General features: G+C 64.8%; 11 protein-coding genes and 1 pseudogene. 11 read left to right on the top strand and 1 reads right to left on the bottom strand.

Annotated elements, in window-relative coordinates:
- Positions 1 to 22 precede the first annotated feature (22 nt).
- The 3 genes and pseudogenes from IAE40_RS06200 to IAE40_RS06190 all read left to right on the top strand — a co-directional run bounded on the left by IAE40_RS06200 (position 23) and on the right by IAE40_RS06190 (position 2,544).
- A complete protein-coding gene (locus IAE40_RS06200) occupies positions 23 to 1,042 on the top strand; it encodes an aminoglycoside phosphotransferase family protein (RefSeq protein ID WP_200602843.1) in 1,020 nt (339 codons plus the stop codon).
- Positions 1,039 to 1,778 (top strand): annotated as a pseudogene (locus tag IAE40_RS06195) (nucleotidyltransferase family protein). The gene IAE40_RS06200 and the pseudogene IAE40_RS06195 overlap by 4 nt, the downstream one beginning before the upstream one ends.
- 1 nt (position 1,779) lies before the next feature.
- Positions 1,780 to 2,544, top strand: a complete 765-nt coding sequence (locus IAE40_RS06190; protein ID WP_200602902.1) for a TerB family tellurite resistance protein — start codon at positions 1,780 to 1,782, stop codon at positions 2,542 to 2,544.
- An 84-nt stretch (positions 2,545 to 2,628) separates the two neighbouring features.
- Here the strand turns inward: IAE40_RS06190 and IAE40_RS06185 are convergent, their stop codons facing one another.
- The gene (locus tag IAE40_RS06185; protein ID WP_200602842.1) at positions 2,629 to 3,630 is read right to left on the bottom strand and encodes an alpha/beta hydrolase family protein; all 1,002 of its coding nucleotides are present in this window, start codon (positions 3,628 to 3,630) and stop codon (positions 2,629 to 2,631) included.
- A gap of 94 nt (positions 3,631 to 3,724) precedes the next feature.
- Between IAE40_RS06185 and IAE40_RS06180 the strand changes: the two genes are divergently transcribed.
- The 8 genes from IAE40_RS06180 (at position 3,725) to IAE40_RS06145 (ending at position 13,120) form a co-directional block, all read left to right on the top strand.
- Entirely contained in the window at positions 3,725 to 6,112 is a 2,388-nt protein-coding gene (locus IAE40_RS06180) for a PAS domain-containing sensor histidine kinase (protein WP_153772384.1), read from the top strand.
- Between the two features lie 10 nt (positions 6,113 to 6,122).
- Entirely contained in the window at positions 6,123 to 6,752 is a 630-nt protein-coding gene (locus IAE40_RS06175) for a response regulator (RefSeq protein WP_054892229.1), read from the top strand.
- Positions 6,753 to 7,058: 306 nt separating this feature from the next.
- Positions 7,059 to 8,171, top strand: coding sequence for an ABC transporter ATP-binding protein (locus tag IAE40_RS06170; protein ID WP_065864570.1), 1,113 nt, complete (start codon positions 7,059 to 7,061; stop codon positions 8,169 to 8,171).
- A 40-nt stretch (positions 8,172 to 8,211) separates the two neighbouring features.
- Positions 8,212 to 9,246 carry an ABC transporter substrate-binding protein gene (locus IAE40_RS06165; protein WP_054892231.1) on the top strand — a complete coding sequence of 345 codons (1,035 nt, stop codon included), beginning with the start codon at positions 8,212 to 8,214 and terminating at the stop codon, positions 9,244 to 9,246.
- Between the two features lie 67 nt (positions 9,247 to 9,313).
- Positions 9,314 to 10,561 carry an ABC transporter permease gene (locus IAE40_RS06160; protein ID WP_197889812.1) on the top strand — a complete coding sequence of 416 codons (1,248 nt, stop codon included), beginning with the start codon at positions 9,314 to 9,316 and terminating at the stop codon, positions 10,559 to 10,561.
- 11 nt (positions 10,562 to 10,572) lie between these two features.
- On the top strand, positions 10,573 to 11,400 hold the full coding sequence (locus IAE40_RS06155) for an ABC transporter permease (protein ID WP_153772383.1): 828 nt from the start codon (positions 10,573 to 10,575) through the stop codon (positions 11,398 to 11,400).
- Between the two features lie 230 nt (positions 11,401 to 11,630).
- Complete coding sequence (rpe, locus tag IAE40_RS06150) at positions 11,631 to 12,305, top strand: ribulose-phosphate 3-epimerase (RefSeq protein ID WP_054892234.1); 675 nt, start codon at positions 11,631 to 11,633, stop codon at positions 12,303 to 12,305.
- Positions 12,302 to 13,120, top strand: a complete 819-nt coding sequence (locus IAE40_RS06145; RefSeq protein WP_063542440.1) for a phosphoglycolate phosphatase — start codon at positions 12,302 to 12,304, stop codon at positions 13,118 to 13,120. Before rpe ends, IAE40_RS06145 begins: the two co-directional genes overlap by 4 nt.
- Positions 13,121 to 13,182 lie beyond the last annotated feature (62 nt).

Below are 13,182 nucleotides of genomic sequence, written 5' to 3'. Positions count from 1 at the left end.
GGGGCCGTCGGAGACCCTTGTAATGCCTGATCATGATGTACGCCTGCAACAGCTGACTGTGTGGCTCGAACAACAGCTTCAGAATCTTTTCCGCGAAAACGCCTGGGGCGAGGTGCCTGCGGGCAGCCTGACCGCCGCCAGCAGCGACGCGAGCTTTCGCCGCTACTTCCGCTGGGAGGGCGGCGGACACAGTTTCGTGATCATGGATGCGCCACCGCCCCAGGAAAATTGCGCACCTTTCGTCGCCATCGACCACTTGCTGGCCAGCGCTGGTATCAACGTGCCGGTGATCCATGCCCAGGACCTGGAGCGCGGCTTCCTTCTGTTGAGCGACCTGGGGCGCAAGACATATCTGGAAATCATCGGCGACGACAATGCCGATGCCCTGTTCGCCGATGCCATCGACGCGCTGCTGGCCCAGCAACAACTGCCGATGCAAGCGCCGCTGCCGAGCTACGACACCGCCTTGCTGCGCCGCGAACTGGAGCTGTTTCCCGAGTGGTATGTCGGGCGTGAACTGAAACTGTCTTTCACCGAAGCGCAGCAAGCCAGCTGGCAGCGCATCAGCCAGCAACTGATCGACAGCGCCCTGGCCCAGCCCAAGGTCCTGGTGCACCGCGACTACATGCCGCGCAACCTCATGCACAGCGCCCCCAACCCGGGCGTGCTGGACTTCCAGGACGCCGTCTATGGCCCGGTGACCTACGACATCACTTGCCTGTTCAAGGATGCCTTCCTCAGTTGGCCGCAAGCACGTGTCGATGGCTGGTTGCGTAGCTACTGGGACAAGGCGCAGGCCGCAGGGATTCCGGTACAGCCTGAGTTCGAGGAGTTCCAGCGTGCCAGCGACCTGATGGGCGTACAGCGCCATCTCAAGGTGATCGGCATCTTCGCCCGCATCTGTCACCGCGATGGCAAACCGCGCTACCTCACCGACGTGCCGCGTTTCTTTGCCTATATAGATGAAGTGATCGCCCGTCGCCCTGAGCTGGCCGAGCTCGGTCAACTGATCGGCGAACTCAAGACCGGGGCGCACCGATGAAAGCGATGATCCTGGCGGCAGGCAAGGGCGAGCGCATGCGTCCGCTGACCTTGCACACCCCCAAGCCCCTGGTGCCTGCGGCGGGCAAGCCGCTGATCGAGTACCACCTTGAGGCCTTGGCCAGGGCGGGGGTGAGCGATGTGGTGATCAACCATGCCTGGCTCGGGCAGCAGATCGAGGATCACCTGGGCGATGGCAGCCGCTTCGGTCTGAGCATCAGCTATTCGCCCGAGGGCGAACCGCTGGAGACCGGCGGCGGTATCTTCAAGGCGCTGCCGCTGTTGGGGGATGCACCGTTCCTGCTGGTCAACGGTGACGTCTGGACCGATTACGACTTCAAGCGCCTGTGCCAACCGCTTCAGGGCCTTGCGCACCTGGTGCTGGTGGACAATCCGGGGCATCACGGGCGTGGCGACTTCCGCCTCGACGGCCCGCGCCGGGGGGGTGGGGGCGCCGCCCCCCGGCCCCCGGCCGGGTGGGCCACTCCCGCCTCGCCGGCCCGCGGGGGGTGTTGGGCGACGACGCGCCCGGCACCCTGACGTTCAGTGGCCTGTCGGTGCTCGACCCGAAGCTGTTCGAAGGCTGCCAGCCCGGTGCCTTCAAGCTCGCACCGCTGCTGCGCCAGGCAATGGCCGCCGGGCAGGTGACCGGTGAGCATTATCCTGGGCAGTGGGTCGACGTCGGCACTCTCGAGCGCCTGGCCGAGGTCGAGCGCCTGATCGGCGAGCGTGCCTGACATGTGGTGGCCGAGCACAGTGATTGGTGCCGGAGCCGGTTTTGCCGTGGCCAGCATTCCCGGCGCCTTGCTGGGCGCCTTGCTGGGGCAGGCCATGGACCGGCGTCTGCGCCTGCAGGGATGGGATGATGTGCGCGAGCGCCTGGGTGGGCGTCCGGCCTTGCGCGACGAAGAGTTGCTGTTCGTGCTGCTGGGGCGTCTGGCCAAGAGTGATGGGCGAGTCGCAGAAGGGCATATCTACCAGGCACGTCAGGAAATGACCCGCCTGGACCTTGCAGAGCCCGCCCGCTTGCGGGCGATCGCTGCGTTCAACCGCGGCAAGTCGGGCAAGGACCGCCTGGGGCAGTACCTGCGCCGTATCGGCCAGCAGCCCCACGGCGCCGAAGGTACGCTGCGGGCGTGCTGGCGCATGGTCTGGGCCGATGGCAAGGCGGGGCGGCACGAGCGTGAGCTGTTGCTGGACTGGGGCCAGCAATTGGGCATGAGCCGTAACCAGGTGCAGGCCTTGTCCCAGGAGTACGAACCGAGCCGTTCTGCGGTCGAGGGCGGGGCGATGACCTATGCCGCGGCACTGCGACTGCTGGGCGTCGAGGCCGATACCGACGGTGATCGGATCAAGCAGGCCTATCGCCGACTGGTCAGCCGGCATCACCCGGACAAGCTGGTCGGTAATGGTGCGAGCGAGGCCCGGGTGCGTGAAGCGACCGAGCGCACGCGTGAGTTGCATCAGGCTTATGCCCTGATTCGCAAGCGGCGGGGGATTTGAGGGGCAGGGTGCGGTGGTGAATTCGTCGCGGGCAGGTCGCAGCGGCGAGCCGCTGCTGCCACAGGGGGCAACGCACCCAGCCCCTTACTGCGCCTCCTGCGGCATCAACCATCCCCGCACCCGACGGAACAGCTGCTCTTGCTCCGCTGCCCTGGCACCCGGCATGGCAATCAGCGACAGCTGCCGATACTGGCTGTCCTTCTCGCGCTTGCTGGCTTGCAGGCGCAGCTTGGCGGCGTTCTGATCGCGGGTGCGGGTCATGACGTAGATGTCGGCGGTGGGCACTTTGAGCGTCGGCACCAGGCTTTCCAGGTCGTGCTCGACCCGTGCCGGTGTCTGCGCCGAGATCAGTGCCAGCTTCTGCACCTGTGGTGGCTGTTTCTCGCTCACATAGCGCGCCGCCCAGTACGCACCGCTGCCATGGCCGATCAAGACGATGCTGTGGGCATTCTGCTGCTGGGCGAAAGCCACGGCAGCGTCGAGGCGGGCGAAGATGCGGGTGGCGTCGGCGGAGTCGTTCTGCTCGTCGGCCTGCACGGCGTCGGTGCCCTGCGCGGTATCGGCATCGGCCGCCGTGGCCTGGGCGACATTGGCGTTGGCGTCGTCCGGCGTATCCTTGGCCGGGGCGCTGGTGCCCTTGCCTTCTACCTTGTCGGGCTGGGCGGCGGGTGTGTCGGTGGCGCGTGCCTGCGGGCTGTCGGCCAGCAGATCGGGCAAGCTGATGCTCAGGCTGTGCCAGCCGACATCGGGGAACTTGTTGCGCAGCGGGCCGACAGCATTGGGCCAGTCGGCGGTTTCGCCGGCACCGGGCACGATGATCACGGCGCCTTTCGGGGCGCTGTCGTTGGCCGGTTTCCACAGCGCCAGAAAGTTTTCGCCGTCGGCCTGCAGGGTCTTCTGCTCGGCCTTGGGCACCAGGCGTTCCAGAGCCTGGGCGTCTTCCTGGCTGCGTTCGGCAAGGGGCGCGCGCACGGCAGTGGTTTCAGCCGGCGCGGCAGGTTTGTCGGGGGCGGCGGCATGGGCCGCGAGCGGTAGGGCCGAGGCCAGGCAGAACATGGCCAGCGTCGTGCGATAAAGTATGAACATGGATCAACCCAAGGCCAGAATGATACCGGCAGCCTAATAGTATTTGCCCGCGGCGGCCACGCAGATGGCCGTCATTGCCAAGACGAGCGTATCGATGAAGCGAATGCGTTGCCTGTTGGTTATCGGCTGGTTGTGCCTGCCCTTGATCGCCCTTGCCAAAGCCCCGGCCCCCCCGTCGGTGGTGCTCGAGCCTGCGCAGCAGCAATGGCTCGACAGCCATCGCAGCCTGCGCGTGGGCCTGGTGCTGCAAGCACCCTATGCTCAGTTCGACCGGCGCCTGCAGCAGTTGTACGGGGCCAACGTCGAGCTGGTGAGCTGGCTGGGGCGGGCTCTGAATCTGGACCTGACCTGGCGAAACTTCCCAGACCAGGCTGCCTTGGAGCATGCGTTGCAGGCTGGCGAGATCGATTTTGCCCCAGGCCTCGCTCAAACCCCGGCAAGCCTGCGCCTGTGGCTGTTCAGCGACCCTTACATGCGTGTGCCGCAGTTGTTGGTTGGCCTACGCAGTGGTGCGCTGGCGGTCGACTTGGAGCAGCTTGGCGCCAGCGACCGGGTGGCCGTGCGCATGCCTGGCAGCCTGGCCGATTACCTGCGTGGCAACTTCGCCAATCTCAACCTGCAGGGCGTGCCCAATGAGCGCGAGGCGCTGCAGTTGGTGCTGGGTGCGCAAGCCAGCTACGCCGTGCTCGACGAGGCGCAGCTCAGTCGCCTCTCGCGCGAGAGCGAATTCGGCGACCTGGTGGTCGTGGGCGATATTGGCCTGCCGCAGTTGCTGCGTATCGGCTCGCGCCGCGATTGGCCGCTGCTGGCCGACGTGCTGGAGCGCGGTCTGCAGGCGATGCCTGCCAAGGAACTGGAGCAGTTGCACCAGCGTTGGTTGCAACCGAAGTACCCGCGCCTGAGCGACTCGGCGGGGTTCTGGCAGAACCTTGCGTTGTTGTTCGGCTTGTTGCTGCTCTGCGCGCTGGCCACCCTGGCGATGCAGCGTCGCCAGCAGCGCCGACTCGAGCGGAGCCTGCTGAGCGTGCGCGAGAGCCTGCTCGAACGCCAGGCACGTGAAGAGGCACTGCGGCTGAGCCAGTTTTCCATCGACCAGAGCACCGTCGGCATCCTCTGGGTGCATTGGGACAGCCACGTGCGCTACGCCAATCATGCTGCCGAGCGCATGCTCGGCCATGGTGAGGGCGAACTGCTCGAGCGACCGCTGATCGATATCGAGCCGAGCCTGCACATGGACCGCTGGCTGGAGTTGTGGAAGCGTGCGCGCACGGGCGACAGTGGGGCACAAGCGTTCGAGACCCTGTGCCGTCGTGCCGATGGCAGCTTGCTGCCGGTGGAGCTGTCACTGAGCTTTCTGCGTTTTCGTGATGCCGAATACCTGGTGGTGTTCATAACCGATGTCACCGAGCGCCGCCGCGCCCTGGCGGCCCTGCGCGAGAGCGAGGCGCGGCTCAAGGGTATCGCGGGCAACGTGCCGGGCCTGGTCTTTCGCCTGGAGCGTGATCCTGCCGAGGGCGAGCCGGAGTTTCCCTATGTCAGTGAGGGCAGCGAGGCGCTGGTCGGCTATGCCCCCGCCCAGATCCAGCAGGCGGACATGGGGCTGCGCAATCTGGTCCACCCCGATGACCGCGCCGACTATCACCGGGTCCAGGACCTGGCGCTGGCCAATGACCGCGACTGGTCCTGGCAGGGCCGCATTCTCACCCGCGAAGGTCTGCAGCGCTGGGCCGACATCAAGGCCAGCGCCCGGCGTCAGGCCGATGGCCGGGTGGTGTGGGACGGCATTGTCTGGGATATCACCCAGAGCAAACGGGTCGAGCTGGAACTGGCGCGCTCCCAGGAGCAACTGCGTGAGTTGTCGGCGCACCTGGAGAGTGTGCGTGAGGAGGAGAAGGCGCGGATCGCCCGTGAAGTGCACGATGAGCTCGGGCAGATGCTCACTGTGCTCAAGTTGGAAGTTTCGATGTGCGAGCTGGCTTTCGCCGAGCTCGACCCGGGGCTCAACGAGCGGCTTACCAGCATGAAGCGCCTGATCGCCCAGTTGTTCCAGCTGGTGCGCGATGTGGCCACGGCGTTGCGTCCGCCGATCCTCGATGCCGGGATCGCCTCGGCCATCGAATGGCAGGCCCGGCGCTTCGAGGCGCGCACGCAGATTCCCTGCCTGGTGCAGGTGCCGGATAATCTGCCAGCATTGAGCGATGCCAAGGCCACTGGACTGTTCCGCATCCTGCAGGAGGCGCTGACCAATGTCATGCGCCATGCCAGGGCGCACACGGTGCAAATCGAGCTCAAGCATGAAAATGACTGGCTACGCATGACGGTGATCGACGACGGTGCCGGCTTCAGCCCCGCTCAGTCACGGCCCACCTCGTTCGGCCTGGTCGGCGTGCGTGAGCGGGTGCTGATGCTGGGCGGCAGCGTGATCCTGGAAAGCGAGCCGGGCGAGGGCACCAGCCTGAGCGTGGCCATCCCTCTTTATTAGGAGAAACACCTTGATTCGAGTGTTGGTGGCTGAAGACCACACCATCGTCCGCGAGGGCATCAAGCAATTGATCGGCCTGGCCAAGGACATGCTGGTAGCGGGCGAGGCCGGCAATGGCGAGCAGTTGCTCGAAACGCTGCGCCATACCCCCTGCGAGGTGGTGCTGCTGGATATCTCGATGCCGGGCGTCAACGGCCTGGAGGCGATTCCGCGGATCCGCGCGCTGAACAGTCCGCCAGCCATCCTGGTGCTGTCGATGCACGATGAAGCACAGATGGCAGCACGCGCGCTCAAGGCGGGGGCGGCTGGCTATGCGACCAAGGATAGCGACCCGGCGCTGCTGCTGACCGCGATCCGCCGCGTCGCCGGTGGTGGTCGCTACATCGACCCGGTGCTGGCCGACCGCATGGTCTTCGAGGTGGGCCTGACCGAGACCCGGCCGCTGCACACACTGCTGTCGGAGCGGGAGTTCTCGGTGTTCGAACGCCTGGCCCAGGGTGCCAACGTCAACGACATCGCCCAGCAGCTGGCGCTGTCGAGCAAGACCATCAGCACCCACAAGGCGCGGTTGATGCAGAAGCTCAAGGTCAATTCGCTGGCCGAACTGGTGAAGTACGCCATGGAGCACAAGCTGGTGTGACCGTTCTGGTTGCGACAGCTGCGGCATGCTACACACAGCCTGACCTGTGGGAGGGGGTTTACCCGCGAAGAGGCCGAGCCTGCTGGTCGCGGCGCCTGGGCCGACGCATTCGCGGGTAAACCCGCTCCCACAGGTTGGGGGAGCGGGCGAGCGAGAGCATTCCAATTCCGTCATTCGTGTAGGGAAATCCCTACACGCAATCTTCCATCTGGATGATGGCATTCTCTCAGCACCCCCGATTTCCGGGGCTTTGCCGTTCTTCTAGTCTTTTGCCTACGCAGTCATTCCAACAAGAAGGTGCAGGGCATGAGCGAGGCGAATTCGAACGAGACGCTGGTCAGCTTCCGTGGTGTGCAGAAGAGCTACGACGGCGAATCGCTGATCGTCAAGGACCTCAACCTCGACATCCGCAAGGGCGAGTTCCTCACCCTGCTCGGCCCTTCCGGTTCGGGCAAGACCACCAGCCTGATGATGCTGGCCGGTTTTGAGACCCCCACCGCCGGTGAGATCCAGCTGGCCGGGCGCTCGATCAACAACGTGCCACCGCACAAGCGCGACATCGGCATGGTGTTCCAGAACTATGCGCTGTTCCCGCACATGACCGTGGCCGAGAACCTGGCTTTCCCCCTGAGTGTGCGCAACCTGAGCAAGACCGACATCAGCGAGCGGGTCAAGCGTGTGCTCAACATGGTCCAGCTCGACAGCTTCGCCAAGCGCTACCCCGGTCAGCTTTCCGGCGGTCAGCAGCAGCGTGTGGCGCTGGCGCGAGCGCTGGTGTTCGAGCCGCAACTGGTGTTGATGGACGAGCCGCTCGGGGCGCTCGACAAGCAGTTGCGCGAACACATGCAGATGGAGATCAAGCATATCCACCAGCGCCTGGGCGTGACCGTGGTCTATGTCACCCACGACCAGGGCGAGGCGCTGACCATGTCCGACCGCGTGGCGGTGTTCCACCAGGGCGAGATCCAGCAGATCGCCGACCCGCGCACCCTCTACGAAGAGCCCGCCAACACTTTCGTCGCCAACTTCATCGGCGAGAACAACCGCATCAACGGCACTCTGCTGGCGCGCAACGGCGAGCGCTGCCAGGTGCAACTGGCACGTGGCGAGAAGGTCGAGGCGCTGGCAGTGAACGTCGGCCAGGCCGGCGAGCCGGTGACCCTGTCGATCCGCCCGGAGCGCGTGCGGCTCAACGGCCACAGCGAGCACTGCGTCAACCGTTTCTCCGGCCGCGTGGCCGAGTTCATCTACCTGGGCGACCACGTGCGGGTGCGCCTGGAAGTCTGCGGCAAGGCCGACTTCTTCGTGAAGCAGCCAATCGCCGAGCTCGACCCGGCCCTGGCCGTGGGCGATGTGGTACCGCTTGGCTGGCAGGTGGAGCACGCCCGTGCGCTCGACCCGATTGCCGAAGCCCACTGATCGATTGCTTCACCAACCCTGTACTGTGGAGAGAATAATAATGCGCAAGCAGTTGAAACTGACCGCCCTGGCCCTGGGGCTGTTTACCGCGGGGCAGGCCCTGGCCGCGGACCTCACCGTGGTGTCGTTCGGCGGTGCCAACAAGGCGGCCCAGGTCAAGGCGTTCTACGAGCCGTGGGAAAAGGCCGGCAAGGGCAAGATCGTCGCCGGGGAGTACAACGGCGAGATGGCCAAGGTCAAAGCCATGGTCGATACCAAGAGCGTGTCGTGGGACCTGGTCGAGGTGGAGTCGCCAGAGCTGGAGCGCGGTTGCCAGGAAGGCCTGTTCGAGGAACTCGACCCCGCGCCGTTCGGCAACGCGGCCGACTACGTACCCGGTGCGATCCAGGGCTGCGGCGTAGGCTTCTTCGTGTGGTCCACGGTGCTGGCCTACAACGCTGACAAGCTCCAGACCGCGCCCACCAGTTGGGCCGATTTCTGGGACACCAAGAAATTCCCCGGCAAGCGTGGCCTGCGCAAGGGTGCCAAGTACACCTTGGAATTCGCCCTGATGGCCGACGGCGTAGCGCCCAAGGATGTGTACTCGGTGCTGCAGACCAAAGCCGGTGTAGACCGAGCCTTCAAGAAGCTCGACGAGCTCAAGCCGAACATCCAGTGGTGGGAAGCCGGCGCCCAGCCGCCGCAGTACCTGGCCTCGGGTGACGTGGTCATGAGCTCGGCCTACAACGGCCGGATCGCTGCGGTACAGAAGGACAGCAACCTGAAGGTGGTGTGGAACGGCGGGATCTACGACTTCGACGCCTGGGCCATTCCGAAGGGTGCGAAGAACGTGGAAGAGGCGAAGAAGTTCATCGCCTATACCGTGCAACCGGCACAGCAGAAGATCTACTCCGAGAACATCGCCTACGGCCCTGCCAACTCCAAGGCCATCGAACTGCTGTCGGACGATGTGAAGAAGGACATGCCGACCACGCCCGAGAACATCGCCAACCAGGTGCAGATCGACGTGGCCTTCTGGGCCGACAACAGCGAGCAGTTGGAGCAGCGCTTCAACGCCTGGGCTGCGAAGAAGTAACGCGCCTCAAAGGAGCGCCGGGGTTTGACCGGCGCTCCCTCGTTTTCTGTGTTTTTCGGAGTTCGCCATGGCCATTGCAGTGCCCCTGAATGAAGGCGCAGGTCCAAGTCTCAAACAGCGCCTCAAGCGCGCCGAACGGGTCAACCGCTGGAAGGCCCAGGCGTTGATCGCGCCGCTGGCGCTGTTCCTGCTGCTGGTGTTCCTCGTGCCGATCGCCGCACTGTTGTACAAGAGCGTCGAAAACCCTGAGGTGGTAGCAGGCCTTCCGCGCACCGTCCACGCCGTGTTGCAGTGGGATGGCAAGAGCCTGCCCGACGAGGCGGTGTACAAGGCCCTCAGCGAGGACCTGGCCGAATCGCGCAAGAACCAGACCCTGGGCGAGCTTTCCAAGCGCCTGAACATGGAGCTGGCCGGCTACCGCAGCCTGCTGTCCAAGACAGCACGTGCACTGCCGTTCAAGACCGAACCGGCTTCCTATAAAGACGCCCTGCAAACCCTTGATGAGCGCTGGGGCGACCCGGCCTACTGGCAGGCAATTCGCCGTAACACCAGCGAGGTGACACCTTTCTATCTGCTGGCCTCGCTGGATCACCGCATCGATGATCTGGGCGAACTGGCCAAGACCACCCCTGACCAGGCCATTTATCTGGACATTTTTGCCCGCACCCTGTGGATGGGGGTGGTGATCACCGTGATCTGCCTGGTGCTGGCCTATCCGCTCGCCTACCTGCTGGCCAACCTGCCGACCCGGCAGAGCAACCTGTTGATGATCCTGGTGTTGTTGCCGTTCTGGACTTCGATCCTGGTGCGGGTGGCGGCGTGGATCGTGCTGTTGCAGTCTGGCGGCCTGATCAACAGCGCGCTGATGGCCATTGGCATCATCGATCAGCCGTTGGAGCTGGTGTTCAACCGCACCGGGGTCTACATCTCCATGGTGCACATCCTGCTGCCGTTCATGATCCTGCCGTTGTACAGCGTGATGAAGGGTATTTCGCCCAGCTACATGCGTGCGGCGATCTCGCTGGGCTGTCATCCGTTTGCCAGCTTCTGGCGGGTGTACTTCCCGCAGACTTACGCCGGTGTCGGCGCCGGCTGCCTATTGGTGTTCATCCTTGCCATCGGCTACTACATCACCCCGGCCCTGCTGGGCAGCCCGAACGACCAGATGGTCAGTTACTTCGTCGCCTTCTATACCAACACCAGCATCAACTGGGGCATGGCCACGGCCCTGGGCGGGTTGCTGTTGCTGGCAACCGTGCTGCTGTACCTGATCTATAGCTGGCTGGTCGGTGCCAGCCGCCTGCGCCTGAGCTGAGGAGCCTTGTCATGCTGAGCCCTTACATGTCGCCCGTGGAGCGGGTCTGGTTCTACAGCCTGCGCATTCTCTGCGGCCTGATCCTGTTGTTCCTGGTCTTGCCGGTGCTGGTGATCATTCCGCTGTCGTTCAACAGCGGCAGCTTCCTGGTGTATCCGCTGCAAGGCTTTTCGCTGCAGTGGTACCAGGACTTCTTCGCCTCTGCCGAGTGGATGCGCGCGCTGAAGAACAGCATCATCGTCGCTCCGGCGGCCACGGTACTGGCCATGGTGTTCGGCACCCTGGCCGCGATCGGCCTGACCCGCGGCGACTTCCCCGGCAAGTCGCTGGTGATGGCGCTGGTGATTTCGCCGATGGTGGTGCCGGTGGTGATCATCGGTGTGGCCAGCTACTTGTTCTTCGCGCCGCTGGGGATGGGTAACAGCTTCATTTCGTTGATCCTGGTGCACGCGGTGCTGGGCGTGCCGTTCGTGATCATCACCGTGTCGGCGACCCTGCAGGGGTTCAACTACAACCTGGTGCGCGCCGCGGCCAGCCTCGGCGCCTCGCCCTTGCTGACCTTCCGTCGGGTGACCTTGCCGCTGATTGCGCCGGGCGTGATTTCCGGAGCGCTGTTCGCCTTTGCCACGTCCTTCGATGAGGTGGTGGTGACGCTGTTCCTCGCTGGCCCCGAGCAGGCCACCTTGCCGCGGCAGATGTTCAGTGGCATTCGCGAGAACCTGAGCCCGACCATTGCGGCGGCGGCCACGTTGCTGATTGCGTTTTCGGTAATCCTGCTGCTGACCCTGGAGTGGTTGCGCGGACGCAGCGAGAAGTTGCGGACCCAGCAGCCGACCTGATCCTGCGGCAGCTGCACCGGCCTCATCGCGGGGCAAGCCCGCTCCCACAGTTGCCCCGCCGTTCATGAGGGCAGCGCTGTACTGGTAGGGGCGGGCTTGCCCCGCGATGAGGCCGGTACAGACAACCCCGGTTCCGTGCACCGTTCGACACCAATTGATACCAATCAGCCCCCGTCCACTTCCCTGAGTTACAATGCGCGCCACCGTGATTTCCACCACATAGGTGCGCCATGCAGCCCTACGCTATTGCCCCCTCCATTCTTTCCGCCGATTTCGCCCGCCTGGGCGAGGACGTCGACAAGGTTCTGGCCGCCGGGGCCGACATCGTCCACTTCGATGTCATGGACAACCACTACGTGCCCAACCTGACCATCGGTCCGATGGTCTGCACGGCACTGCGCAAGTACGGCGTGACCGCGCCGATCGATGTGCACCTGATGGTCAGCCCGGTCGACCGCATCATCGGCGACTTCATCGAGGCCGGCGCTACCTACATCACCTTCCACCCGGAAGCGTCGCAACACATCGACCGTTCACTGCAACTGATCAAGGACGGCGGCTGCAAGGCCGGCCTGGTATTCAACCCGGCCACCAGCCTGGACGCACTGAAATACGTGATGGACAAGGTCGACATGGTCCTGCTGATGAGCGTCAACCCCGGCTTCGGCGGGCAGAAGTTCATCCCAGGCACCCTCGACAAGCTGCGCGAGGCCCGCGCGCTGATCGATGCCAGCGGGCGCGATATCCGCCTGGAGATCGATGGCGGCGTCAACGTCGGCAACATCCGTGAAATCGCCGCTGCCGGCGCCGACACCTTCGTTGCCGGCTCGGCGATCTTCAACGCCCCGGACTACCAGGAAGTGATCGCCAAGATGCGCGCCGAACTGGCCCAGGCCCGCCCATGAGTGGCTTCGAGCAGCTGTTCCCCGGGACGCTGCCCAGGCTGGTGATGTTCGATCTGGACGGTACGTTGATCGATTCGGTACCGGACCTGGCCGCCGCCGTGGACCGCATGCTGCTCGAACTGGGGCGCCCGGCCGCAGGGCTGGATGCCGTGCGCCAGTGGGTGGGCAACGGTGCCGAGGTGCTGGTGCGCCGCGCCCTGGCCGGCGGCATCGAGCACGATGCCGTCGATGCGCAACTGGCTGAGCGTGCGCTGGCACTGTTCATGGAAGCTTATGGCGAAAGCCATGAGCTGACCGTGGTCTACCCAGGCGTGCGCGACACCTTGCGCTGGTTGCGCAAGCAGGGCGTGGAGATGGCGCTGATCACCAACAAGCCCGAACGCTTTGTCGGGCCGTTGCTGGACCAGATGAAGATCGGTCGCTATTTCCGCTGGATCATCGGTGGCGACACCCTGCCACAGAAGAAACCCGACCCGGCGGCGTTGCTGTTCGTCATGAAGATGGCCGGCATCGCGCCCGAGCAGTCGCTGTTCGTCGGCGATTCGCGCAGTGACGTGCAGGCGGCCAGGGCGGCGGGGGTCAAGAGCGTCGGCCTGACCTACGGCTACAACCACGGTCGGCCGATCGACGAGGAGTCGCCGAGCCTGGTACTCGACGATCTGCGCCTGCTGTTGCCCGGTTGCTTAGTCACCGACACTGGGATAACGTGGGCGGACCTTCAAGCCTCCCAAGACAGAGACTCCACTGTGGGTGTTACCGGCAAATTCTGGATGAAAGTCATCAAGGCCCTGGCCCGTTGGCGCTGGCGCGCCTGACTCCCGCTCGCCGGCGCCTGCCGGCCCGTCCGCTTGCCCGAACCCATTGCTGCTTGCCACGA

Source organism: Pseudomonas sp. S44, from assembly GCF_016624805.1.
GTDB lineage: Bacteria > Pseudomonadota > Gammaproteobacteria > Pseudomonadales > Pseudomonadaceae > Aquipseudomonas > Aquipseudomonas machongensis.
The sequence above is the reverse complement of the archived record's forward strand: the minus strand, read 5'-3'. Positions and strand labels throughout refer to the sequence as shown.

Coding starts and splice junctions, on each gene's coding strand:
- IAE40_RS06200 (WP_200602843.1), top strand. CDS start 23: ATGCCTGATCATGATGTACGCCTGCAACAGCTGACTGTGTGGCTCGAA.
- IAE40_RS06190 (WP_200602902.1), top strand. CDS start 1,780: ATGTGGTGGCCGAGCACAGTGATTGGTGCCGGAGCCGGTTTTGCCGTG.
- IAE40_RS06185 (WP_200602842.1), bottom strand. CDS start 3,630: ATGTTCATACTTTATCGCACGACGCTGGCCATGTTCTGCCTGGCCTCG.
- IAE40_RS06180 (WP_153772384.1), top strand. CDS start 3,725: ATGAAGCGAATGCGTTGCCTGTTGGTTATCGGCTGGTTGTGCCTGCCC.
- IAE40_RS06170 (WP_065864570.1), top strand. CDS start 7,059: ATGAGCGAGGCGAATTCGAACGAGACGCTGGTCAGCTTCCGTGGTGTG.
- IAE40_RS06165 (WP_054892231.1), top strand. CDS start 8,212: ATGCGCAAGCAGTTGAAACTGACCGCCCTGGCCCTGGGGCTGTTTACC.
- IAE40_RS06160 (WP_197889812.1), top strand. CDS start 9,314: ATGGCCATTGCAGTGCCCCTGAATGAAGGCGCAGGTCCAAGTCTCAAA.
- IAE40_RS06155 (WP_153772383.1), top strand. CDS start 10,573: ATGCTGAGCCCTTACATGTCGCCCGTGGAGCGGGTCTGGTTCTACAGC.
- rpe (WP_054892234.1), top strand. CDS start 11,631: ATGCAGCCCTACGCTATTGCCCCCTCCATTCTTTCCGCCGATTTCGCC.
- IAE40_RS06145 (WP_063542440.1), top strand. CDS start 12,302: ATGAGTGGCTTCGAGCAGCTGTTCCCCGGGACGCTGCCCAGGCTGGTG.